Origin of the sequence: Fibrisoma limi BUZ 3 (assembly GCF_000296815.2) — a bacterium.
In the GTDB taxonomy this organism is placed as follows: domain Bacteria; phylum Bacteroidota; class Bacteroidia; order Cytophagales; family Spirosomataceae; genus Fibrisoma; species Fibrisoma limi.
In genome coordinates this window covers 456910-482191 of record NZ_CAIT01000005.1, presented here as the reverse complement: position 1 = coordinate 482191, position 25282 = coordinate 456910, and the positions used below count along the sequence as shown (strand labels likewise).

22 protein-coding genes are annotated in these 25282 nt (G+C 51.9%); 17 read left to right on the top strand and 5 right to left on the bottom strand.

The features are described 5' to 3' along the window. Positions 1 to 53: 53 nt before the first annotated feature. Positions 54 to 761: a hypothetical protein gene (locus tag BN8_RS06840; RefSeq protein ID WP_009281089.1), complete on the bottom strand. Its 708-nt coding sequence runs from the start codon at positions 759 to 761 to the stop codon at positions 54 to 56. 251 nt (positions 762 to 1012) lie between these two features. Between BN8_RS06840 and BN8_RS06835 the strand changes: the two genes are divergently transcribed. After that, entirely contained in the window at positions 1013 to 1309 is a 297-nt protein-coding gene (locus BN8_RS06835) for a co-chaperone GroES (RefSeq protein WP_009281088.1), read from the top strand. Positions 1310 to 1396: 87 nt separating this feature from the next. Next, the gene (gene groL / locus BN8_RS06830) at positions 1397 to 3031 is read left to right on the top strand and encodes a chaperonin GroEL (protein WP_009281087.1); all 1635 of its coding nucleotides are present in this window, start codon (positions 1397 to 1399) and stop codon (positions 3029 to 3031) included. Between the two features lie 227 nt (positions 3032 to 3258). Here groL and BN8_RS06825 read toward each other — a convergent pair whose 3' ends face one another. Together BN8_RS06825 and BN8_RS06820 are read right to left on the bottom strand one after the other, a co-directional pair. After that, a complete protein-coding gene (locus tag BN8_RS06825) occupies positions 3259 to 4737 on the bottom strand; it encodes a RagB/SusD family nutrient uptake outer membrane protein (RefSeq protein WP_009281086.1) in 1479 nt (492 codons plus the stop codon). Positions 4738 to 4752: 15 nt separating this feature from the next. Then, complete coding sequence (locus BN8_RS06820) at positions 4753 to 7935, bottom strand: SusC/RagA family TonB-linked outer membrane protein (protein WP_009281085.1); 3183 nt, start codon at positions 7933 to 7935, stop codon at positions 4753 to 4755. A gap of 797 nt (positions 7936 to 8732) precedes the next feature. Here BN8_RS06820 and BN8_RS06815 point away from each other — a divergent pair. The 13 genes from BN8_RS06815 (at position 8733) to BN8_RS06755 (ending at position 22202) form a co-directional block, all read left to right on the top strand. Further along, the gene (locus BN8_RS06815; protein ID WP_009281084.1) at positions 8733 to 10049 is read left to right on the top strand and encodes a TolC family protein; all 1317 of its coding nucleotides are present in this window, start codon (positions 8733 to 8735) and stop codon (positions 10047 to 10049) included. Then, entirely contained in the window at positions 10039 to 11199 is a 1161-nt protein-coding gene (locus BN8_RS06810) for an efflux RND transporter periplasmic adaptor subunit (protein WP_009281083.1), read from the top strand. The genes BN8_RS06815 and BN8_RS06810 overlap by 11 nt, the downstream gene beginning before the upstream one ends. A 99-nt stretch (positions 11200 to 11298) precedes the next feature. Beyond that, complete coding sequence (locus tag BN8_RS06805; protein WP_009281082.1) at positions 11299 to 12549, top strand: ABC transporter permease; 1251 nt, start codon at positions 11299 to 11301, stop codon at positions 12547 to 12549. A gap of 70 nt (positions 12550 to 12619) precedes the next feature. After that, entirely contained in the window at positions 12620 to 13306 is a 687-nt protein-coding gene (locus BN8_RS06800) for an ABC transporter ATP-binding protein (RefSeq protein WP_009281081.1), read from the top strand. Then, positions 13272 to 14402: a sensor histidine kinase gene (locus BN8_RS06795; RefSeq protein WP_009281080.1), complete on the top strand. Its 1131-nt coding sequence runs from the start codon at positions 13272 to 13274 to the stop codon at positions 14400 to 14402. The genes BN8_RS06800 and BN8_RS06795 overlap by 35 nt, the downstream gene beginning before the upstream one ends. After that, a complete protein-coding gene (locus tag BN8_RS06790; RefSeq protein WP_009281079.1) occupies positions 14399 to 15169 on the top strand; it encodes a LytR/AlgR family response regulator transcription factor in 771 nt (256 codons plus the stop codon). The genes BN8_RS06795 and BN8_RS06790 overlap by 4 nt, the downstream gene beginning before the upstream one ends. 91 nt (positions 15170 to 15260) lie before the next feature. Further along, positions 15261 to 15872 (top strand): TetR/AcrR family transcriptional regulator, encoded by a 612-nt coding sequence (locus tag BN8_RS06785; RefSeq protein ID WP_009281078.1) that lies wholly within the window; start codon positions 15261 to 15263, stop codon positions 15870 to 15872. A 51-nt stretch (positions 15873 to 15923) separates the two neighbouring features. Next, positions 15924 to 17186 (top strand): TolC family protein, encoded by a 1263-nt coding sequence (locus BN8_RS06780; RefSeq protein WP_009281077.1) that lies wholly within the window; start codon positions 15924 to 15926, stop codon positions 17184 to 17186. 3 nt (positions 17187 to 17189) lie between these two features. After that, a complete protein-coding gene (locus BN8_RS06775) occupies positions 17190 to 18125 on the top strand; it encodes an HlyD family secretion protein (protein ID WP_009281076.1) in 936 nt (311 codons plus the stop codon). Positions 18126 to 18163: 38 nt separating this feature from the next. Beyond that, a complete protein-coding gene (locus tag BN8_RS06770; RefSeq protein WP_040005506.1) occupies positions 18164 to 19072 on the top strand; it encodes an ABC transporter ATP-binding protein in 909 nt (302 codons plus the stop codon). Next, positions 19065 to 19799 carry an ABC transporter ATP-binding protein gene (locus BN8_RS06765; protein ID WP_009281074.1) on the top strand — a complete coding sequence of 245 codons (735 nt, stop codon included), beginning with the start codon at positions 19065 to 19067 and terminating at the stop codon, positions 19797 to 19799. The genes BN8_RS06770 and BN8_RS06765 overlap by 8 nt, the downstream gene beginning before the upstream one ends. A gap of 95 nt (positions 19800 to 19894) precedes the next feature. Then, positions 19895 to 21004: an ABC transporter permease gene (locus BN8_RS06760; protein ID WP_040005505.1), complete on the top strand. Its 1110-nt coding sequence runs from the start codon at positions 19895 to 19897 to the stop codon at positions 21002 to 21004. A 79-nt stretch (positions 21005 to 21083) separates the two neighbouring features. Further along, positions 21084 to 22202: an ABC transporter permease gene (locus tag BN8_RS06755; RefSeq protein WP_040005504.1), complete on the top strand. Its 1119-nt coding sequence runs from the start codon at positions 21084 to 21086 to the stop codon at positions 22200 to 22202. A gap of 10 nt (positions 22203 to 22212) precedes the next feature. Here BN8_RS06755 and BN8_RS06750 read toward each other — a convergent pair whose 3' ends face one another. After that, positions 22213 to 22869 carry an ABC transporter ATP-binding protein gene (locus BN8_RS06750; RefSeq protein ID WP_009281071.1) on the bottom strand — a complete coding sequence of 219 codons (657 nt, stop codon included), beginning with the start codon at positions 22867 to 22869 and terminating at the stop codon, positions 22213 to 22215. A 153-nt stretch (positions 22870 to 23022) separates the two neighbouring features. On the opposite strand from BN8_RS06750, the gene sucC reads away from it, so the two are divergent. Together sucC and BN8_RS06740 are read left to right on the top strand one after the other, a co-directional pair. After that, positions 23023 to 24246, top strand: coding sequence for an ADP-forming succinate--CoA ligase subunit beta (gene sucC / locus BN8_RS06745; protein WP_009281070.1), 1224 nt, complete (start codon positions 23023 to 23025; stop codon positions 24244 to 24246). A 149-nt stretch (positions 24247 to 24395) separates the two neighbouring features. After that, positions 24396 to 24614, top strand: coding sequence for a hypothetical protein (locus BN8_RS06740; protein WP_009281069.1), 219 nt, complete (start codon positions 24396 to 24398; stop codon positions 24612 to 24614). Positions 24615 to 24777: 163 nt separating this feature from the next. On the opposite strand, the gene BN8_RS06735 is transcribed toward BN8_RS06740, so the two are convergent. Continuing rightward, complete coding sequence (locus BN8_RS06735; RefSeq protein ID WP_009281068.1) at positions 24778 to 25278, bottom strand: hypothetical protein; 501 nt, start codon at positions 25276 to 25278, stop codon at positions 24778 to 24780. Positions 25279 to 25282: the final 4 nt, after the last annotated feature.

The window sequence follows — 25282 nt, the reverse complement described above, 5'->3', positions numbered from 1 at the left end:
TTAACACGAAAAAGCCGGCCCAAGGTCGGCTTTTTTAGTTCAGTCGGCACCGGCTACGCTACGGCCCGGGCCAGCAACTGGCGGGCAATCGGGAGCAGGGTCTCCTGCACGGGATAATGCCGCCGGCTTTCCAACATAAATGCGGCAGGATTAGGCAGAGACCGATGTCGCCGGATCAGGTCTAGTTTTACGTTTTCGAACGTATTGACCAGGCTCTTCCGAACTACTTCGAGGAACCGCAACTGCACCATGCGCCCGCCCGGCTCCTGATTAGAATAGAGTGTCAGGCAGAAATAATACACCTGGGTTTCGGATTGATTCGTTGCGTGCAGGAACAGGTACCCTTCTTCCGGACGTAACGGCAGCAACCCAACGGGCGTTAAGGTCAATGATGTCGCGATATCAGCCCAGATTTGTTCGCCTTCGTTCAGGGTAGCCTGAAAACGAGGCAGCGCAAAATCCATAATCGCGTCCATTTCAGCCATGTACTCATCGTCCGTTACCTCGGATTCATACTCAATTCGGGGTGGGCGACCTGTTATTCGGCTGATTCGTTTGGGGAACGCGGCATTTAACGTACCTTTGCCCCTCGAAAAACGAAGTCCGTTGTCATAATGACTGCGTAATTCTGGCAAATCCGGACATAGTTTTTTGTCAGTAAAATTCCGCTGGACCGCCTGCAGGTATGCCAAGACGACATATTTCTGATACTCGGCATCGATCCAGCCTTGTGCAAACCAGTCAGGCTGTAACTGTTTCATAAGCCAAAAATGCGTATTCGATTAAGCGTACTCTTTCAGTAAACTAATAAAAGATTCTGGTTTGACCAAATTCTATTTGCCGGAATTGGAAGAGTGCCTTAGAAACGCCAAGCAGTTGCAGCGATTGACCAGATGTCAGGCTAAACACTGAAAATTTGGCAGATTGGAGGTTTGGCACAGAAGTTGGCAGGCGGAAAGCGTCACTTAATGTTGCACACAAACAATTTATTAACCTTAATCATCTCATTATCATGGTAGCAGAAACGGAAAGCGTTAAAGTGAACGTGAGACCGCTGGCAGACCGGGTTCTGGTAGAAGCCGCCCCGGCCGAAGAAAAGACCTCGTTCGGGATCATCATCCCTGACACGGCTAAAGAAAAACCCCAGCGCGGTACAGTTGTCGCTGTAGGACCTGGCAAGAAAGATGAGCCCCTGACGGTACAAGTTGGTGACACAGTGCTGTACGGCAAATACGCCGGTACGGAAATCACTGTCGATGGCAAAGAGTACCTGATTATGCGCGAATCTGACATTTTCGCCATTCTCTAATTCACCTTCGTTTCAGTACTTGAAACGGTAAACGTTCGCTTCGCGAAGCGATCCGATTTAGTTCCTTAACTAATTGATTCAACAACCATGGCAAAACGAATTTTCTTTGATACCGAAGCCCGTGAGCGCATTAAGAAAGGTGTCGATACGCTGGCAGATGCCGTAAAAGTTACCCTCGGACCTAAAGGTCGTAACGTAATCCTCGACAAGAAATTTGGTTCTCCCGCTATCACCAAAGATGGTGTGACCGTAGCGAAAGAGATCGAACTGAAAGACGCCATGGAAAACATGGGCGCTCAGTTGGTGAAAGAAGTAGCGTCAAAAACAGCCGATTCAGCTGGTGACGGTACGACTACGGCTACTGTACTGGCACAGGCCATCTACTCGATCGGCGCTAAGAACGTAGCGGCTGGTGCGAACCCGATGGACCTGAAGCGCGGTATCGACAAAGCCGTTGGTGCTGTTGTCGCGAACCTGACTGAACAATCTCAGACCGTTGGTGACGACTTCGGCAAAATCGCCCAGGTTGCTACTATCTCGGCCAACCACGACGAAGAAATCGGTAACATGATTGCCGAGGCAATGAAGAAGGTTGGTAAAGAAGGTGTGATTACGGTTGAAGAAGCTCGCGGTACCGAAACGGAAGTGAAAACCGTAGAAGGTATGCAGTTCGACCGTGGCTACCTGTCACCGTACTTCGTGACCAACACGGAGAAAATGGAAGCTGAACTGGATCGTCCGTTCATCCTGATCTCTGAGAAGAAAGTATCGTCGATGAAGGAGCTGCTGCCGGTTCTGGAGCAGGTTGCTCAAACGGGTCGCCCGCTGCTGATCATCGCTGAAGACGTTGACGGCGAAGCGCTGGCTACACTGGTTGTTAACAAAATCCGTGGTGCCCTGAAAGTAGCTGCCGTGAAGGCTCCTGGCTTCGGCGACCGTCGGAAGGCTATGCTGGAAGACATCGCGATCCTGACGGGTGGTCAGGTGATCAGCGAAGAGCGTGGCTTCAAACTGGAGAACGCTACGATCGATTACCTCGGTCAGGCTGAGAAGATCATCATCGACAAAGACAACACCACGATCGTTAACGGTGTTGGCGCGAAAGAGGACATCCAGGGCCGCGTGAACCAGATCAAAGCTCAGATCGAAAACACGACCTCTGACTACGATCGTGAGAAGCTTCAGGAGCGTCTGGCGAAACTGTCAGGTGGTGTAGCTATCCTGTACATCGGTGCCGCTACGGAGGTTGAGATGAAGGAGAAGAAAGACCGCGTTGATGACGCCCTGCACGCAACCCGCGCTGCCGTTGAAGAAGGTATCGTAACGGGTGGTGGTGTAGCCCTGATTCGTGCGGTAGCAGCACTGGACGGTCTGAAAGGCATTAACGAAGACGAGACGACGGGTATCAACATCATCCGCGTAGCGCTCGAATCTCCGCTCCGCACGATCGTTGCTAACGCCGGTGGCGAAGGATCAGTCGTTGTGAACAAAGTAAAAGACGGTCAGGGTGGTTTCGGCTACAACGCTAAGAACGACACCTACGAAGACCTGTTCGCGGCTGGTATCATCGACCCGAAGAAAGTAACTCGTCTGGCATTGGAAAACGCGGCTTCAATCGCCGGCCTGCTGCTCACAACTGAGTGCGTGGTTGCCGATGAGCCCGAAGATGAAAAAGCAGCTCCTGGCGGTATGCCGGGTGGCGGCATGGGCGGCATGATGTAATCCTGCGCCTTACTACTTTACAAAACAGCCCCAGCCGAACGGTTGGGGCTGTTTTGTATTTAACGGTCTCTTCTGTCTTTGCCAATTGCGGTAGATTTTATACAACAGGAGTCTGATAACTCTGAGTAGGTTTGGGGTAATTTGCTGTACCAAAATGAGACTGGAATAAAAATAAGGGGCCTGACCAAGATTGGTCAGGCCCCTTATTTTTATAATGCCTTAGCCTCTTACAACGGATTCTGCTCGATGGCTTTGTTGGCGTTAATTTCACGGCGTGGGATCAGGAACTCCCACTGCTTGTCGCCGGCTGGTACGTCGAACAGGACGGCTACAGCCGGGTTGTGGTTGGCACCGTTGCGGTTCAGCGGTAGATTCATCCGCTTCAGGTCAAGGAACCGGAACCCTTCACCCCACAGTTCAATACGACGGTTGAACAGGATCTCATCGATGAGCTTGGTGCCGGTGCTGGTCGATTGCTTGTACGACGGATCACGCTTGCTGACTAGATCAAACAGAACCTTAGCCGCATCGGCATCCTTACCCTGACGAGCCAGCGCTTCGGCTTCGATCAAGTACATTTCTGCCGACCGCATATACGGAATATCGCCCATGGTACTGGTCGACGGTGTACCCGGCAACCGGAACTTCTGGTTCATGTACGGTGCGCGAATACCGCCCGGCGGCACCACCGAGTTAGCCGTAGTTGGCGCTTTTACCCACATTTTCGACCGTACGTCCGTTGATGGAATCTGGTCATACAACAGATTATTGATCAACTTGGGCGTTGCCCGGATGTTGGTAGAGTTGAAATTGCAGGAGATGTACGAGTGATACGCACCAAAAAATTCTGACTGATCTTCGAGGTGATCAAAGCCCCACATCCATTCCGGGTTTGCAATATCAGCAAAGCCTTCCTGGTACTGAGCCACAGACATCAACGTATAGCTCTTACGGGCCTCAGCCGCGTACTTAGCCGCATCGGCCCAGTTCTGCTGGGTCAGCGCTACACGTGCCTGAAAACCTTTTACCACATCGATGTTGATGTGTGACTTGAACGAACGCGACGTAGTCAGCAACCCAGCCGCTTCTGTCAGATCTTTGTTGATCTGGGTGTACACATCTTCAACCGTGGCCCGAGGCAAACCTTCAGTTGTAGGCGTTAAGACGAGCGGAACTGCAAGCTGACTGTTTGGCTTGGCCGCTCCATCGTAACGTTTTCCGTAGAGCTGTACCAGGTTGAAATACGAGAACGCCCGCAGCGCCAGTGCCTCACCTTTCAATTGTTTCCGTTCAGCATCAGTACCAGCCGCATTATCGACGTTAGCGACAGCAATGTTGGCATTACCAATGAGCCGGTAATAAAGTAAATACCCAAATTCGGACATGGTACCCACTTCGGAGCGGTGGCTCGTCCAACGCTGTTCGCCAAAATGCCAGTTATTAGAGGAGTTACTAAATACCAGGTCCTCCCCCATGACATCCATGATGATCATCATGGCCGGATGACCAAAATGGCCCTGCGAACCAAGATAACGTACGACCATCGCCCGGTAGATACCATTGATGGCTGCCGCGGCATTTTTGGTGGTGGCGTAGGCCGCAGCGGCATCAACACTACCGGTAGGAGACGTCTCCAGGTACTCTTCGCTGCATGAAGTTGATAATACCCCCAGCGCAATCAATATAGTTAATAATCTAATTTTCATTGGTTTGTCTGAAGTTTAGAGCGTTAGTGATAGACCCAGAACCAGGCTCTTGGCCGAGCTGAATACGTTGCCGGTTGTACCGCCGAAGTTTTGCTGGGCGTTCATACCCTTCCGACGCGACAGAATCAGGAAGTTCTCACCACTGACGTAAACCTGAGCATTGTTAAGGAACAGTTTGCGGGCCAAGGTGCTTGGTAAGCCATACGACAGCGTTACGGTCCGTATGTTCAGGTAGCTACCATCGATCAGCCAGCGGCTCGAAGCGGCATCGAAATCAGCCGTTCTACCGGCATCCATTCTGGGTACGTCAGTAACATCACCGGGTTTCTGCCAGCGTCTCAGAATGTCTGTGCTCTTAGCGCTACCATACCCACCTGCGCTCATCAGAGCAGCGTAGGCACCGTCGTACACTTTACCTCCAATCTGATAGACCAGCAATCCGGATAACGTAATGCCTTTAAACGTGAACGTATTCGTGATACCACCCGTCAGCTTTGGAATCGAACTTCCATGGTAGCTGAAGCGAGCGTTATTCACGTTAGTTGTAAGCGTATCACCGGCTTCGGTAATGAATGAATTGGCAGCAACATAGGTATTCGCACGGTAAAGCACTTCGCCCGTTTCCGACCTAACCCCTTGGTAGTCGCGCAGCCAGAAATCATAAATAGAGGTACCGACAGCAAGTTTTTTGGTTCCGTCGATAATTTCCGGATTTTCTTCCGGCATCTTCGTGATCCGGTTCTGAATTTTCGTCGCGTTCAGATCAATACGCCAGGTAAAGTCCTTTGTACGAACCGGCTCAACCCCCAGTTCCACTTCAATACCCCGGTTAAACATCGTTCCGATGTTCCGGGTAACCGTCTGAACCCCAGACGAAAGTGGCAACGGTACGGCAAAAATCAGATTCGACGACTGACGATTGAAGTATTCGACCGTACCAGACACCCGATTTCTGAACAAACCAAATTCCAGCGCTACGTCAAACTGGCTGTTTTTCTCCCATACCAGCGCAGAGTTCCCTAAACTACTTTGCAGGATACCTGCCTCTGTTGCGTTGTTCCAGCTCAACGCATAGAGTGGTTGCCAGGCATAATAGCTGATGGCAGCCCCATCGGCCGTATTACCACCACCGTCGTTACCGGTTTGTCCGTATGAACTCCGCAGTTTCAGCAGATTAATGGTTGGGATTGCCTGAATAAATGCTTCCTGATCCAGACGCCACGCGCCACTGATGGAGTAGAAGTTACCCCATCGTACATCGCTGTAGAATTTACTTGATCCGTCGCGACGAACCGAACCAGAAAGGAAGTATTTCTGATTGTAGTCATAGTTGAAACGAGAGAAGAAGCCTTCAACCCGGCGGACATTGTACACCGAGTTAAGGTTCGTCGTAGTAGTGAAGTTGATCAATTCGACGTTTCCGTCCAGAATCTGCTGCGACCGTGAACCAGTCAGGTAGTTGTCGTTAACCTGGAAATTTTCGTGACCCAGTAAAACATCGATCGTATGCGGACCAAACGATTTATTGTAGTTCAGCAGTTGGTTCAGGTTGTAGCTGGAAATATTTTCAAATTCGTGCGTTGCCCGACCAGCCGGTGCGCCGTCGCCAATCTCGGGGTTACCAAAAGTGACTACATTCGTATTCGTCAGGTCAGCACCGATGTTGGTCGAGAATTTAAAATCTTTCAGGAACGTGATTTCAGCAAAACCACGGGCTCCGAACGTATTCCGCCGGAAATAGTTCTGGTTCAGGAGCGTTTCAGCAATGGCGTGCCGCCCACCGTACTGAGGCCGCGAGGGCAGACCCAGGCTGGTCAGGTTACCATAATCCCACCGCCGTTGACCGTTCGGCAGGGTTAAGAACTGACCGGGGTTAGCTGGATCATAAGCATATACCGGAAAAATCGGCCCCATTGTTCTGGAGAAGAAAAACGGGTTCACGAACGTAGTGCCGCCATCGGCCGGTACGTCAGCCTGGTTTGACCGGATAATCGTGGTTGATAGGTTAGCCCCTGTTCTGAACCACGGTTTCACCTGGGAGTTGACATTCAACCGGGCTGTATAGCGTTTATAGTCAGACCGTATCAGAAAGCCTTTATCGCTCAGGTAACCGGCCGACAGGAAGTAATCAGATTTTTCCTGACCACCCGAAAAGCTTAGGTTTACTTCATCGCGATTGCCCTGCCGCATCAGCGGTTTCTCCCAGTTTAAATCGTCGGGCGAATAGATCAGTCTGGCGTTAGGGTTCATCTGCCCGTCGGTATTAACCAACTGGTTGAACGGTACGTCATATACGTTATAACCGACCAGGCTGCCAAGACGGTTTGTGGCATCGAGGTTTGCCGCTGAGAGCGATACCGGGTTGGTAGCGCGGTAAGCAACACTGTTGCGGTATTGCTCCCACATCAGTGGGTAATATTGGTCAGGGCCAACGCGATCATATTCAGGCAGAGCGCGGGTATTTACCCCTTTGGTCATGTTAACCGAAATGCTGCTCCGGTCTTTCTGCCCTTTCTTGGTCGTTACAACCACTACCCCGTTGGCAGCCCGAGACCCGTACAATGCCGTGGAAGCTGCATCTTTAAGTACGGTTATACTTTCAATGTCCTGCGTGTTCAGGTTAGCGATGCTGGCCGTGTAGGGCACGCCGTCGACCACATAAAGCGGATCGTTACCCGACGAAATAGAACCAAAACCCCGTATCCGAATGGTTGGAGCTGTACCAGGCTGACCACTACCCGCCGTCGTCTGGATACCGGGTGCTGAACCCGCCAGGGCCTGAGCAAAGTTTGTAATTGGTCGCTTCTTGAGCTGTTCATCTGAGATAACACCCGCTGAACCGGTAAAGGAAGCTCGTTTGGCCGTACCGAACGTCGTTACGATCACCTCTTCCAGATTAGAGGCATCCGACATCAACTGGATTGAAAAATTGGTCTGGTTACCTACTGCCACTTCCTGGGTCGCGTACCCCACAAAACTGATTACCAGGCGTCCGTCGGCCGGCGCTTCAATCCGAAACTGGCCGTCGGCATTTGTGTTTGTTCCGCGTTTCGTACCCTTCAGCACGACAGTAGCACCAGGAATAGCCGACCCATCATCAGCCGTCACCGTTCCTGTCACGATCCGGTCCTGCGCCAGGGCCACCTGACCGCATAGACTCACGAGCAAAAGACAGAGGACTTGTAAAAACTTTCTCATAGTTTAGATTATGAAGTAGAAACAGCCCGAAAGTTATTTAATAAATTCTTATCAGTCGGCGTTTTATCCTTATAAAATTCTTAGAAACCGTATTTTGCAGAATAAAATACCAAAAATTAAAGATTTTAACATAGATCATAAAAATACAAGCTCTATAATTTTAGTAGCAATTGTTGTCGGAGTTCTCATCTAAATAGTAAGTTTAATCTTTGCGCTTCCGTAGCTCTCAAATAAGCAAGTCTAATTTTATCATTCTCATTTACGATTGCAGATTTAGAAGAATAACTTAGGAATTTCCCTAACTATTGCTGCGTATAAGTACTCATTTTTTAGATTGTGGAGTTTGTTAATCACTACAATAATCGACTGACACATAGATACTTAAAGGACATATTAAAATTTTTTTTGGAAAATAGAACCTTTATTTGCTACTTTTGTTCTATAATTGCGTCGAAAAGAAAAGTTTTTCATAACGTTGAGTAAATCAGAAAGCCAAGAGAGTGTCTCGCTTGGCTTTTTTGTTTTTGGGCCTGCAAATCCATAATTAGACAGGTTTATAGTCTTCTGCTGTTCCAGATGGAACCCACTCTTCCCGGCGGTTTTTTATTGCTCCTACTCTCTTGATAATCCCTCCTTTTGGTATATAACCAGAAACCTTCCTAAACCAGTATTGCCTTGTCGCCGTTGATTCGTTGGTCGGCGGGCGGTTTCGTAGTTGATTTTGGGAGCTTGGTCTAAAAATGTTTTTGGGTACTAACCGGCTCACTTTTCTTTGACCATCCCTTTCTCAATGACGTATGAAGCGGCTGGTTCTCTTTTTTCTGTGCGGTGTATCATCCAATCTGAGTGCTCAGACCTACGTGGCCAATGTCCAGGAAGCTTTATCGCTGGCCCGCCGTAACAATCCGGAACTGGTCAACGCCCGTCAGAATCTGGTCGTCCAGGAGCAACAAAAGACGGCGGCCCGGGCGAATCTTCTACCCCAGGTCCGGCTATACGGTAACCTCGACTACAACTACGCCTTACCGGTACAGCTTGTCCCGGCCGAGTTCCTGGGGGGCCGTCCCGGCGAGTTTCAGACGCTGCGTTTCGGCTTGCCGTGGTTTCTGACGGCTACGGGTGAAGCTACCGTTCCGGTCGTAAACCGACCTGCCCGCGCCGATATTGCCATCACGAATCAGAATCTGCAAATTCTGGATAGTCAAAACCTGGTTTTGCACGATGAAATCTCGACGCAGACGGCCCGGGTCTATCACGCAACGCTGCTTACCCGGGCCGCTATTGATATTACTCAGCAAAACCTGTCGGCCGCCGATACCTTAACCCAGATTGCCAAGGCCCGGCTGGATAAAGGACAGATTGAGCCGCTGGAATACAACCGCATTCGGTCAGTACAACTCACTACCGCCGACGTCTTGTATCAGAATCGGCTTTCGTTCGTGCGAAATCTGAATCAGCTCAAACTACTGCTGGGCCTGGCCCCGACCGACAGTCTGGTGTTAACGGAAAATCTGGCGAACCGGCCCATTAACGGCCTGGCCGGAACCGACACCCTGGCTCCGGCCGAACGACCGCAGGTAACTCTCCGGCAGGCGCAGGTAGAGCTGGCTAAGTTACAGGTGAATCGCGAACGACTGACCCGCTGGCCTACGGTGTCGGGCTACATTCGTTATTCGCAGCAGGCGCAGCGAGATCAGTTCAATTTTCTTAATGTTGACCAGCGTTGGTTCACCATCGGAGTGGCCGGTTTACAATTCAATTTTCCACTGTATGCCGGTGGATTGCGCAACAGCAACATAGCACGAGCCAAATTACAGCTCAAGCTTGATCAGGCCGAACTGGATTACGAACGTAACCGGCAGCAGACCGACAATGAGGATATCCGCAATACATACAATCAGGCTGTTCAGTCGCTGGACCTCAACCGGCAGAACTACGAGCTTAATGCCCAGAACGTTCAGATTGCGCTGGTGAAGTACCGGTCGGGGCTGTTTGCGTATGACCAATACCTGAACGTATTCAACGAATCGCTCACGGCTCAGAACCGCTACCTCAACAACCTCTCGAACGTCTTTATTAACCAAACGATTTTACAGATTCGCAATGGAAAATAAGTACACCAGCGGGCAGCCTGGATTGCCCGTCGCCATACGAATGTATCCGAACAAGTGGATGGCTCTCAGCCTGCTGGTTCTGACCGCATCGGTGGTGGTTACCTGCAACCGCAACGATGAGGGTGTATCCCCAACCTACCGGGACCTGACGGAAGCGGTTTATGCGTCGGGGAATGTGTACCCCCGCAATGAGTACACCGTTACGGCTGACGCCAACGGCATTCTGGAGCAGCGGCTTATTAACGAAGGCGACTCCATCCAGCGAAATCAACTGCTGTTTGTCCTGGAAAGTAACACGGAAGACGCCCGACGCGCAGCGGCTGCTACGGCCCTTCGGCAGTCGCAGGCGAACCTGCAGGCAAACTCGCCGGTACTGGCCGAACTGGAAGCGCAGGTTCGCAACGCCCGCGTTCGGCTGGCGAACGACTCCCTCAACTACGCCCGGTTTCAGGACCTGTACCGGCAGAATGCTACGTCGCGGGCCGAGCTGGAGCGGGCCGAACTGAACTATACGTTGTCGCGGAACAACCTTCGGGCGCAGCTTAACACCCTGGCCCGTACGCGCGACCAGCTTCGGCTGGATGTAGCCAATAACCGCAGCCAACTGGTGTCAACGATTGAAGCTGACCGAAGCACCCGTGTTCGTAGCCTCGTGGAGGGGAAAGTGTACGAAGTGTATAAAGAACCCGGCGAGGTCGTCAGGCCGGGCGACCAACTGGCTCTGGTGGGCAGCGGTCGTCAGCTTTACGCACAACTGGCGGTCGATGAAAGCGACTTCGGCAAAATTCGCGTCGGGCAATCGGTCGTGATTAAAACCGATGTGTACGCCGATAAGGTCTTCAACGCCCGCGTCACGAAAGTATACCCCAAGCTCAACCGTACGGACCAGTCCTTTCGAGTCGATGCTGAGTTCACGGGTGCCAAACCTGATGCCTACTACGGTCTGACGGTAGAAGCCAACATCATCGTCAGCCAGAAACAGCGGGTGCTCACTATTCCAAAGTCGTACGTATTCGGCAACGATAGCGTATGGATAGATCAGAACGGTAAAAAACAGAAAATCCGCATCGTGAAGGGAGCCGAAAACTTTGACCTGGTAGAAGTGAAAGGTGGGCTTACGGAGAAATCCGTAGTGCTTAGTGCAGAATAGTTTTTACCGCAAAGACGCAACGTATTTCGCTAAGAACGCCAACTAACTCTTTGCGACCTCCGCGTTTCCCTTTGCGTCTTTGCGGTTAACACATAAACTATGAACATCAGAATAGCCGCGCAGATTGCGCAGACACACCTGCTGGCCAAGAAACGCCAGACACTCGTGGCCATGCTCGGCGTTACGTTCGGCATAGCTATGTTCATCACCATGATCTCGTTCATGCAGGGCGTCAATCAGTTTCTGGAGGATTCGGCGCTGGATGCCAGCCCGCACGTCCGGATTTATAACGAGGTGAACACCCAGCGCCCAAGCCTGATTGAACAGTTAAATCCCGGTGACTTCAATGTCGTGTACCACCAGAAACCCAAAGACGAACTGGCGCGGCTTAAAAACGGCCTAGCCATTGCACAGCGGATAGAAAAAGAACCCGGTGTGCTGGGCGTTTCCCCCCAGGTAGCCACGCAGGTATTCTACAACAACGGACCCATCCAACTGTCGGGCACGATCTCCGGTGTGGATATCGAGCGCGAAAACCGGCTTTATAACCTGGCGTCGCGGCTCAAGTCGGGCAGTATCAACGCGCTACGTACCAATCCCGACGGGCTGATTATGGGCTCAACGCTGGCCCGTAAACTCAACGTCCGCACCGGCGATAAGGTGACTATCACGACACCGGGGGGCGGCACGCGCATCCTGCGGGTGGTTGGTACGTTTGGGTTTGGCGTCGGCACTGTCGACAATACTAAGAGCTACGCCAACCTGTCGACAGTGCAGGAGATTTTACAGAAAGACCCCAGCTACATCACAGACATTCACCTCAAGATGTTCGATCCGCTACGGGCGATTCCGTTCGGAAAGAAGTTGCGGGCCGAATATGGCTACTACACCGAAGATTGGGCCACGGCCAATCAGGCTATTTTGGCGGGGGAGCAAATCCGGAATATGCTTACCTACGTCGTGTCCATTACGTTGCTCGTCGTGGCCGGATTTGGCATCTACAACATCATGAACATGACGGTCGTCAACAAAATCAAGGACATCGCCATTCTGAAAGCCACAGGCTTCGACGGTAAAGATATTGTCGCCATCTTTCTGTTACAGGCCGCTTTCATTGGATTATCGGGGGGGCTGCTTGGGCTGGGGATTGGCTTTGGCCTAAGCTACCTGTTGTCAATTACGCCGTTTGAAGCGGGGGATTTTCTGAGTATCAGAACCTTCCCGGTCATTTTTTCCAGTACGTACTACGTAATGGGTCTTGTGTTTGGAATCGTTACGACCGTGCTGGCGGGCTATTTCCCCTCGCGGAAAGCCGCGCAGGTAGATCCGGTATCCATTTTAAGGGGCTAATTTCCAGATGACTGACCTGTAGAACGAATCATTCAGCAAGTCAATCCATCACTAGTCAATCATTAACTCAATGAGCACTGTTCTCAAAGCCCAACATGTTACTAAATACTTTTACGACCCGGAAAAATTTCAGGTCCTGAAAGACATTACCTTCGAGGTACGGAAAGGCGAATTTCTGTCCATCGTGGGTAAATCGGGCTGTGGTAAATCGACGTTACTGTACCTGCTTTCAACGATGGATACCGACTACGAAGGCGACATCGAAATGGCGGGTGTAACGCTGAAAGGCCGGAATCAGGATTTTCTGTCGCACTTCCGCAATGAACATCTTGGCTTTGTCTTTCAGTTTCACTTCCTGCTGCCGGAGTTTACGACCCTGCAGAACGTAATGCTGCCGGGACTGAAATTGGGGAAGTACTCGGAAAAAGAGGTAGAAGAGCGGGCGATGGAAAAGCTTCGGCTGATCGGCATGACCGAACACGCCCGCAAACCCGCCAGCAAGCTCTCGGGTGGGCAGCAGCAACGAGTCGCTATCGCCCGGGCGCTGATCAACGAACCGACGATCATCATGGGCGACGAACCAACCGGCAACCTGGATAAGGCCAATACCGAAAACGTATTCGAGATTTTCCATGAACTGGCGGATAAAGGACAGACTATCATTGCCGTTACGCACGACCCTGACTTTGCGGCCGGCACCGACCGTATTATTGAAATGAGCGATGGCAGCATTATCTCTGAACACAAGAATTCGTAGGTTCCTGCGCCCCCCGCGTCGGTACGTGTACGCTGCCGCGCTGATTATTAGTACGTTTCGCTACGTACTAATACTACGTTTTTTCCCGCAATTTAATGGTGATGAACGGTTGTTCATTTCAGTTATCAGCTTCGCCTTTGTTATTTTCATGTGGGAAAGCGTCAACGCGTTCAACGAATATCTGAACCGCCTATTACCGTTTGAGACCGGTGTATTAAGGCGATTCTTCGTACAGACCGGCACCTGCCTGATCGTACTCATTGCCCTTCAGACGAGCCTGACCAGCTACTTTGAGCGCTACTATAGCGAGTATTTCCCAAGCCAGTTCGCCAATGCCATCAAGGTAGTTTCGTTTGGCCTTAACGTTTTTATCGTCGTATCCGTCAACACGGCCTACTTTGGCTTCTACTTCTTTGAGAAATGGAAAAAGAACCTACTGGAGAAAGAAAAGTGGGAAAAAGAGAAAGCCGTGCTGCAAAAACAGCGGCTCAATGCGCAATACGAAAACTTAAAAAACCAGCTCAACCCACATTTCCTGTTCAACAGCCTCTCCTCGCTGGATGGTCTGATTGACGAAGACCCAACGCTGGCCCGCAAGTTTCTGCAACAACTGTCAAAGGTATTTCGGTACGTGCTTCAGCATAAAGAAAAAGAACAGGTACCGCTCGAAACGGAATTGTCGTTCATCAAAAACTACGTATCGCTGCTCAAAACCCGCTACGACGGTGCGCTGGAAGTTACATTTCAGATTGCCGACGACGCACTGGAGCAGGCTATTGTTCCCGTCACGCTCCAGGTCCTGATTGAAAACGCCATCAAGCACAACACCATCAACGCAGCGAATCCGCTCACGATCAGTATCACTGCGGGCAACGGATGCCTGACCGTAGCGAATCCGGTACAGCGAAAACGTCAGGTCGCTACGTCGAACGGCCAGGGCCTGAACAACCTCAAGATGCTCTATCAGTATCTGAGTCCGGTTCCTGTTATTATTACGGAAAAGCAGCAGTTGTTTTCCGTTCAGATTCCGCTGTTGACGATGGATGCGACCCGCCTATCCGACGTCAACGCTGCCAAGCCAACGCCAACTGTATGACCATTCTGCTGATCGAAGACGAGCCGGTAGTAGCCCGTCAACTGGAAAAACTGGTCCGCCAGCTCGAACCTCAGGCAACCATTGACGGGCCCCTTCCCAGCGTCGAGCAGGTTGCGGACTACCTGCAGAATAACCCGCGGCCCGACCTCATCATCTCCGATATTCAGTTGTCGGACGGGGTTAGCTTCGACGTGTTTGGGCGGCTGGAGGTCTCCTGCCCTATTATTTTTACGACGGCCTACGACGAGTACGCAATTCGGGCGTTTAAACTCAATAGCCTGGATTACCTGCTCAAACCCATCGACCCCGACGACATGCAGTCGGCCCTCGCCAAGTTTCACCGGTGGCAACCCGACGGCGATAATTTCCAGCAGCAATTCCGGGCGTTCCTGGCCGATATGACCGGTCATTCTACCCACAAATCATACAAACGTCGGTTTACAGGCCACTACCTTCGCCAGATCGTGTCGGTACCGCAGGAGCAGGTAGCCTATTTCTGTCGCGACGAGGTCATCTATCTGCACACGTTAACTGGCCAGAAGCTTATAACGGATTACGTTACGCTTGATGAACTGGAAGAACTGGTAGACCCGGCCGCTTTTTTTCGGGCCAATCGCCAGTATCTTGTCCATCTGGAGGCCATCACCGGCTACCAGCCTCACTACAGTGGAAAACTGCTGCTCACGCTTCGTCAACCCAGTTCGCTGGAAATCACCATCAGCAAAGACAAAGCCCCGGCTTTCCGAAAGTGGTTTGAGCAAGGTTAATACGGTTCTATTCTAAAAAAATTACACACCCTAAATTAAACACTTGTTTAGTTCAAATAAAAGTTCGTACTTTGCATGAGTTAGCATTACCATGGCAGAGGACGCACAGGATACGGAACAGAAAATAAAAAATGCCGCCCGGAAAGTCTTTCTGGAGCAGGGATACGAAGGGGCTAAAATCCGGCAGATTGCCGATGAAGCCGGCGTCAACCTGGCTATGGTTAACTACTATTTCCGAAGTAAAGAGCTGTTATTCAAAAGTATATACCTCGATACGTTTCGGGAGTTTTTGGGGCGCATGGTGATGATGTTGAACGAGCAAACTCCGCTGGAAGTAAAGATCTGGAAGATCATCGATCGGTATACTGACTTTATTCTGGATAACCCATTGTTGCCCATGTTCGTATTAGCTGAACAACGGCAGGACGGAGTACCCATCTTTAAAGAACTGAATGTAAAAGGCATCGTTGAGGGGTCGTTCTTTAGAAAACAACTACTGGAAGAAGCAGAAAAAGGGGCTATCCGGACAGTTGAACCATTACAGGTCATTATTACGATCATGAGCAGTGTCATTTTTCCGGTTATAGCAAAGCCAATCGTATCGTATGTTGGAGCGCTTGATGATGCCGGCTTCAGGCAGTTCATGGAAACTCGCAAACAGATCGTTCCGGAAATGATTATGGCTTACCTGAGACAGACTTAAATTTTTTTACCCCTTAACTAAACAATTGTTTAGAACAACCGTTTGTATACGATGAAAACTTACCTAACTGGATTCATCTGGCTTCTTGGCCTACCGCTCGCTGGGCAGCCTACGATAACGCTCCGGCAGTGTTATGAAGCTGCCCGGACAAACTATCCGTTGCTGCGCCAGACGGCCATTCTGGAGCAAACAAAGGCGTTGGCCATCGCTACGCTGAACACCAATCGTCAGTGGCCACAAGTAGCTGTCAATGGGCAGGCTTCGTGGCAATCGGACGTAACGCGTCTGCCCATTGAACTGCCTAACGTAGCGATTCCGGTGCTGAGCAAGGATCAGTATAAACTGACGCTGGACGCCACTTATCCAGTGTACGACGGCAACCTGACCCGACTCCAGACCGATGTGCAACGTGCCAGCACGGCCGCTGCCCAGCAACAGATCGACGTGGAGCTGAACCGACTAAACGATCAGGTTAATGCCTATTTTCTCAACGCGCTGCTCACCGACGAGAACCGGCAGCTTACGCAGACGTTACTGACCGACCTCCGAAACCGAATCGAGAAACTCCGGGCAAGTGTCCGTTTTGGTACGGCGGCCCAGATGAACGTCGATGGCTTGCAGGCCGAGGTACTCCGCGCCGAACAGCGACTGGCCGACCTGAATGCCACGCGCCGTGGTCTGCGCGATGGGCTACAGATCCTGACAAATCTGCCCATTACCGACAGCACTCAACTGGTGGTCGAGCCGCCCGCTCACCCCGTCGGGAGTCTGCCCCTGAACCGCCCGGAACTGGCCTTGTATCAGTCGCAGCGATCGTTGTATGACGCTCAGCTACGATTGGCCGACAACCGCCTGAGACCCCGATTCAGCCTGTTTGCTCAGGGGGGATTTGGACGGCCTGCTCTGAACTTCCTGGACAATACGTTCAAAGGATTTTTCATCGGTGGTCTCCGGTTGAACTGGAACCTATCGGCCGCATACACCATCCAGAACGAGCGGCAAACGCTTCGGCTCAACCAGCAAACGGTCGATGTACAGCAGGCGACGTTTGAGAAAAATCTGGCGCTTCAATTACGACAGCAGCAAACCGAAATTGACCGGCTACAGAGCCAGCTCGAGCAGGATGCGGCTATTGTTGACCTACGTACCAGAGTCAGACAGGCTGCGGCCGTGCAACTTGACAATGGTGTGATTGCCGCCCGCGACTACACGACCGAATTGAACAACGAAAACCAGGCCCTGCTAAATCAGAAGCTCCACGAGCTGCAACTGCTACAGGCCCGTATCCAATACCGAACCTTAATCGGCAATTAAGCTATGAAACGAGTCCTCATTCCTTTGCTACTAAGTCTCATAATAACGGCCTGCCAGTCCGACGACGATGCCGCCGATGCCTACGGAAATTTCGAAGCCGTTGAAACCACCGTCTCCGCCGAAGCGACGGGTACACTCCTGCGCTTTTCGGTTGAAGAAGGGCAAACGCTGAGCACCGGACAGGCGGTCGGCAAAATCGACACAACGCAGCTTCAGCTCCGCAAGGCGCAACTCCTGGCCAGCCAGCGGGCCGTTCGGAGCCGGACGCCCGACGTGTCGGCCCAGCTCTCGGCTTTTGCTGATCAGATTGCCGTGCAGCAGGAGCAACTGAACACCCTGCAACGCGAGAAAGAACGAACCAAAAATCTGATCGCTGCGGGAGCCGCCCCCACGAAGCAACTTGACGACATCAACGCTCAGATCGACGTAACGCAGCGGCAGATTGCCCTGATCCGGCAGCAGCGGGTTGCGCAGGCATCGGCCCTGCAAACACAGCGGAGCGGCACTACGGCCGAAACCGCCCCCCTCGCCGAGCAGGTGAAACAACTGAACGATCAGATAGCCAGGGCTACCGTTGTCAATCCGGTGGGCGGCACCGTTACGGTCAAGTACGCGGAGCCCGGCGAAGTCGTCAGCTACGGAAAACCTCTGTACAAAATCGCGGCTCTGACCGACATTACGCTTCGGGCCTATGTCAGTGGCGATCAGTTGGTCAACGTAAAACCCGGCCAGAAAGTCAAGGTATTTGTCGATGCACCCAACGACCAGTTGAAACCTTACGAAGGAACCGTCGCATGGATTTCGAGCAAGGCGGAGTTCACGCCGAAAATCATCCAGACCAAAGATGAACGGGTCAATCTGGTGTATGCCATGAAGGTGAACGTCAAAAATGACGGGGCTCTGAAAATCGGCATGCCAGGCGAGGTTAAGTTCAACTAGGTTTCGGGTCTCGACCAATGCCTGTAAACCCATCCACTATGGACGCTATAGTCATCGATAACGTATCGAAAGCCTACGGGAGTACCAAAGCGGTGCAGACGGTATCGCTGTCGGTAAAACCGGGCGAACTGTTTGGATTGATTGGTCCCGACGGAGCCGGAAAGACAACCTTGTTCAAAATTCTGGTTACGTTACTTCGCCCCGATGAGGGCCGGGCTACGGTGGTTGGTCGCGATGTAGTAAAGGACTTTCGGGCTTTACGGTCGCTGGTGGGATATATGCCAGGGCGATTCTCGCTTTATCCTGACCTGACTGTTGAAGAAAATCTCTCCTTTTTCGCGACGGTCTTTGGTACCTCCATCCAGGCTAACTACGACCTGATCCGAGAGATATATGTTCAGTTGGAGCCTTTCAAAGACCGGCGGGCGGGTGCGCTTTCCGGAGGTATGAAGCAAAAACTGGCCCTGTGCTGCGCCCTGATTCACAAGCCGGAGGTACTGTTTCTGGACGAGCCCACGACGGGCGTCGATGCCGTATCGCGCAAGGAGTTCTGGGAGATGCTTCAGCGCCTGAAAGAGCGGCAGTTGACCATGCTGGTGTCGACGCCATACATGGACGAAGCCAATCGCTGCGATCGGATTGCGTTGATGCAAACCGGCCAGATTCTGGCGATAGATACGCCCTCGGGCGTAGAACATCTGTTCCGAAAACCGCTCTACGCGGTGAAAGCGGCCGAAACCTTCCGGTTGATCCAGGACCTGCGCAAGGCTCCGTTCACGCAGACCTGTTATGCATTTGGCGAATACCTTCACCTGACTACCGAGGAAGGAACCACGCCCGCCGACATTGATCGGTACCTCCGCGAACGACGCCATGAACACGTAACCATCAAGCCGATTCAGGCGGGTATCGAAGATAGTTTTATGGCCCTGATGCAGCATGGATAAGGCAGTGATCACCAACAAGCTGACCAAGAAGTTCGGCGATTTCGTAGCGACCAACGAGATTACGTTCGACGTGGCGCAGGGTGAAATCTTTGGGTTTCTGGGGGCCAACGGAGCCGGAAAAACCACCGCCATCCGGATGCTCTGTGGACTGCTGAAACCGACCTCCGGCGATGCCCGGATTGCTGGCTTCGATGTGTACCGACAGACCGAGCAGATCAAGCAGGTAATCGGCTACATGAGCCAGAAGTTTTCGCTTTATGAAGACTTGACTGTACGAGAAAACATCCGGTTTTATGGGGGTATTTACGGGCTCAACCGTGCCGATCTGAAAGCCAAATCCGACCAGATCATCGAGCAACTGAACCTGGGCAGTGTGGCCGACAAACTGGTAGCCTCTTTGCCCCTGGGCTGGAAACAACGGCTGGCGTTCTCGGTCGCTCTGGTACACAACCCCCGGATTGTGTTTCTGGATGAGCCCACGGGGGGCGTTGACCCGATAACCCGGCGGCAGTTCTGGGACATGATCTACGAAGCCGCCGACCGGGGCACGACCATTTTCGTGACTACGCACTACATGGATGAAGCTGAGTACTGCAACCGGGTATCGATCATGGTGGATGGTCGAATCAAAGCACTTGATACGCCCAGCGGTCTCAAACGATCGTTCGGCACGGATTCTATGGACGGAGTTTTTCAGATTCTGGCCCGGGGTACGTCGACAAAATGAGAAGGAAGGAAAGTAGAAAAGGAAATGCGAGTATTTCCCCCTTCACTTTTCTTCCCTTTCTCCTCTCCTCCCTCCTCCTTTCCTCCCTAAAAAACATGAACCGCTTTTTCGCATTTGTCAGAAAGGAATTTTACCATATCCAGCGCGACCGCCGAACTGTACTTATTTTATTCGGGATGCCGCTGGTGATGGTCATTCTGTTTGGGTTTGCGCTGACCAACGAGATTAAGAACGCCCAGATAGCCGTACTGGATTTTGACCACGGCCAGCATAGTCAGCGAATTATCGATCGACTGCTGTCGTCGGGGTATTTCCGGCTGCGGCAGAGCCTGACCTCGTACCGCGACATCGAAGCTACGTTCCGGCAGGGGCACGTGAAACTAGTCGTTGTTTTCCCCCCGAATTTTACCAACGACTACGCACATGATGGATTGGCACAGGTCCAGTTGCTGGCCGATGCGTCGGAGCAGAACACGGCCATCAGCCTGACCAACTACGCCACCAGCATTATTCAGAGCTATAACAATGAACAAAATCCACCCAACGCGGCCAGCCCTCTACAGATTTCGGTGGAGCCACGGATGGTGTTCAACCCCGACCTGAAAGGAGCCTTTGTGTTCGTGCCGGGCGTGATGGCGATGGTGTTGCTCCTGGTATCGGCCCTGATGACGTCGGTGACCATTGCGCGTGAAAAAGAAACCGGTACGATGGAAGTATTGCTGGTATCGCCCCTGAGCCAGCTTCAGATTCTGTTTGGCAAGGTGCTCCCGTATCTGCTGCTGTCGTTTCTGAACGGCTGCATCATCATCGCGCTCGGCATATTTCTGCTCGGTATTCCACTGAACGGAAGTCTACTGCTGTTACTGGCTGAAACCCTGCTGTTCATTTTTCTGTCGCTTTCGCTTGGTCTGCTGATTTCGACCATCGCCGAAACCCAGCTAGTGGCCATGTTCGCATCACTGCTGCTGATGCTAATGCCTACGATCTTTCTGTCCGGTTTCATCTTCCCGATCGAAAGTATGCCCCGCGCACTTCAATTCATTTCCCAGATTATCCCCGCCCGTTACTTCATCGACATCGTGAAAGGCATCATGATAAAAGGCGTCGGCCTCGGGTATTTGTGGAAAGAAACCCTGGTCTTAGTAAGCATGTCTGCCCTGCTGATGGGCATCAGTCTGCACAACCTCAAACCAAGATTGGAATGAAAGGGAGGAATGGATGAAGGGAAGAGGCAATCCCTTTTCTCCTTTCCTCCTCTCCTCCCTTTCCTCCCCCTTTAAAACCATGACCCGTATCCGTTTTATTATCGAAAAGGAATTCAAGCAGATCTTCCGCAATGCGGTGTTGTTGCGGATGATGCTGGCGGCTCCCGTTCTGCAATTGATTCTGTTGGCTTACGCGGCCAACTTTGAGGTCAAAAACCTGAACATCGTGGTCGTTGATCAGGACCATACTACGTATGCCCAGCGACTGGTGGGTAAATTCCGGCACATCGACAACTTCCGGCTGAAGGGCTACGTACCGGCCTACAAACCTGCTTACCGTGAGTTGCTGGCGAGCCGGGCCGACCTGATTCTGCTGATACCACCCCATTTTGAACGTGATCTGGGCAAGGAGAATCGAGCTTCAATCCAGTTACTCGTCAACGCCATCGACGGCTCCAAAGCGGGTATTGCATCGGGATACGCCCAGACAATCATCCGAAACTTCAACGACGAAATCCGTACAGAAACCGTCGCCGTTCAACAACCGGCAACCGGCGGTCGACTGGAGATCGAAAATCAGTACTGGTACAATCCACGGCTGGAGTACAAAACGTTCATGGTACCGGGAATTCTGTTTGAGCTGCTGATTCTGGTTGGGGGGATGATTGCCGCCCTGAACATCGTTCGCGAAAAGGAAATCGGTACGCAGGAACAGTTGAACGTAACACCCATCCGGAAGCACGAATTCATCCTGGGCAAGCTAACGCCGTTCGTTATTATTGGACTTGTGCAGTTTACAATGGGGTTGCTGGTTGGTATCTTCCTCTTTCAGATCCCGGTTGTGGGCAGCGTTCCGCTCATGTACGGCTTTGCATTCCTCTTTTTGTTGCTTTGCGTAGGGCTTGGTCTGCTGATCTCGGCCATTTCAGAGACTCAGCAACAGGCCATGTTCGCCGTGTTTTTCTGCCTGGTGTTGTTTATTCTGCTCAGCGGCTTGTTCTCTTCCACCGAAAACATGCCTACCTGGGCGCAATACCTCAATACACTGAATCCCCTCCGCTACATCATCGAAGTCGGCCGGAACGTGATGCTGAAAGGCAGTACGTTCCGCGACATGCAATCGCAGTTCGTAGCCCTGTTGCTGATGGCCGTAGCGTTGATCAGTCTGGCCTCATGGCGGTATCGGAAAACGGTATGAGACTGGAAAGCTACTCTATCAACCCATCACGAATGGTTAGGGTACGATCGGCCATACCCGCCAATGTTTCGTTATGCGTTACGATAATGAACGTCTGTCCCAGGTCGTTGCGAAGCCGAAAAAATAACTGGTGCAGGTCTTCGGCGTTGCGCGAGTCGAGGTTTCCGCTCGGCTCATCGGCGAAAACAATGGCCGGCTGGTTAATCAGGGCTCGTGCTACGGCCGTTCGCTGCTGTTCCCCACCCGACATCTGAGAGGGCAAGTGATTGAGCCGGTCGTGCAGGCCGAGCGTATCAAGCAGTGTTTGCGCCCGCTTTCGAACCTCTTTTTCATCCTTGCCGGCAATGAAACCCGGCAGACAGACGTTTTCGAGCGCCGAAAACTCGGGCAGCAGGTTATTAAACTGAAAGACGAACCCAATCCGCTCGTTGCGGAAACGGGCCAATTGCCGGTCGTTCTGCTTGAATACGTTCTCCCCGTCAATGGTCAAATGCCCCGAATCAGGCCGGTCCAATGTACCCAGGATATGCAGCAGCGTGGTTTTTCCGGCCCCTGAGGCTCCTACAATAGATACCACCTCGCCCGGCTCAATGGCCAGATTAATTCCTTTCAAAACAGGTAAGCTGCCGTATGACCGGCGAATATCAGTAGTTTGGAGAAGGGACATTGTCTGGGTTTACCGTTTTCGGTTTATGGTTTACGGTTTTCTGTTAGGTCGCTCGCTCGCAACAGAAAACCGTAAACCGTAAACCGAAAACGCTTTTTTTGGCTAACTTGCCCCGCAAAAATACGATTTCCAACAATCCTTGTTGCAGTTGTCATGAATATACACGAGTACCAGGGGAAAGATATCCTCAAACGCTACGGCGTCCGTATTCAGGAAGGCATTGTGGCCGAATCGCCCGAGAAAGCCGTTGAAGCCGCCAAGCAGATTATGGCGCAGTCCGGCTCCAAGTTTGTCGTGGTGAAGTCACAGATTCACGCCGGTGGCCGTGGTAAGGGCAAAATTCGCGGTACGGAGCAGCGGGGCGTGACCGTCGCCAAATCGGTTGACGAAGTACGCGACATTGCCAAAAACCTCATTGGCAACGTACTGGTAACCCATCAGACCGGCCCCGAAGGCAAGAAAGTCAACAAGGTGCTCGTCGCTCAGGATGTATTTTACCCCGGTGCTTCGGAGCCGAAAGAGATGTACATCAGTATCCTCCTCGACCGGAGTAAGGCCTGCAACGTAATTATGGCCAGCACCGAGGGCGGTATGGACATTGAAGAAGTAGCCGCCAGCACACCCGAGAAGATCGTGAAGGAATGGATCGATCCGGCCGTTGGACTTCAGCCATTCCAGGCACGTAAAATTGCGTTTGGCCTGGGCCTGGAAGGTGAAGCGTTCAAGGAGATGGTAAAATTCGTGACGGCGCTTTACAAGGCGTACGTTGATACCGACGCATCGATGTTCGAGATCAATCCGGTTTTGAAGACGTCGGATAACAAAATCCTGGCGGTCGACGCAAAAGTGAACCTCGACGACAACGCCCTGTATCGTCACCCGGATCTGGCCAATCTGCGCGACATCACGGAGGAAGATCCCCTTGAAGTTGAAGCATCGGCCAATGACCTCAACTACGTTAAGCTGGACGGAAACGTGGGCTGCATGGTAAACGGTGCTGGTCTGGCGATGGCGACGATGGATATCATCAAGCTGTCGGGTGGTGAGCCGGCCAACTTCCTCGACGTCGGTGGTGGTGCCAATGCCAAAACGGTAGAAGCTGGTTTCCGAATCATCCTGAAAGACCCGAATGTAAAGGCTATCCTGATCAATATTTTCGGCGGTATCGTGCGTTGCGACCGTGTAGCTACGGGCGTCGTGGAAGCCTACAAAGCGATCGGCGATATTCCGGTTCCGATCATTGTGCGCCTACAGGGCACCAACGCAGCCGAAGGTGCCAAGATTATCGACGAATCCGGCCTGAAAGTACAGTCAGCCGTTGAGCTGAAAGAAGCCGCCGAAAAAGTGCGGAATGTCGTTCAGGAAATGGGCCTGTAACCAACGCCATCAATGCTTGCTATCGGCACAGCCGATCAACGCAAAATAAATTTTACCAAAAAAGCCGCGTACAGAACTTGCTGACGCGGCTTTTTTGCTTTTCTGTTTCCCGACCTTTCTCCCCGTGCTTTACCAGACAACATCCGTAGTTGCTTTACACTCCGGAAATCACAACCAACCAAACGGGCATAACTGCGTATAACGGTAGCGCGCGGCCCCACCCCGAGAGCGAACAGGAAATGTATCCAGGCTGGCAGCAAAGTCAATACCTGCAAAGTATGTTTAGCGTCCGGAACGAACCGGTCGACATTGATCGCTATCCGGACGTGCAGCGGACCAGCGCCCGGGCGTTGCTCTCCCAATCATGAGCGAATGGGCTACCCTCCATTTTACCAGTTCTGAACCAACCTGAAGCAGGTCTGGGGCGGATGTGCTTTCAATACTGGCCTGATGGACCGATTCAACCAGCTCAATGCCAACGAAAAAAGGAACGTAACGTTACGTTCCTTTTTTCGTTGGCATTGAAGCCAGCTATGGCGTATTGGTTTGGAGAACGGTTTGCTGAACCTGTTTGGTCAATCGTTCAATTTCCTGCTCCTGCGACTGCGCCTTGAAGTAATAGTAAAGCCCAAACACAAGGAAAACTTTCGACAGGATGAATACGGCGATGAAAGCTGCCCGCCAGTATTTATGCACCTGAATGTGTGTATTGCTGACCTCCACATCAACGTAACCTGACCGGTCAGCGGTCGGATTTGATGAAGGCCGATGCTGTTGTTGATCAGTCTCCTCGTAGTGCTTGATTTCCTGTTGAGTAGCCTTCAACTCGACTAACTCGCGCAAAGCGGGTGGCGGTGGAACAGCCCCCTGTAAGAACTGACTTTCCAGTTTAACTTCCAGCTTGTCGAGATACAGGCCAATTTCCGGATAAGCAGCTACTGTGCGCTCGACCTCCCGCTTATCCTCGTCGGAAACCAACCCAAGCAGGTAGGCTTCCAGTAGGCCACTCGATATGTATTCCTCTGTTTTCAAAAGT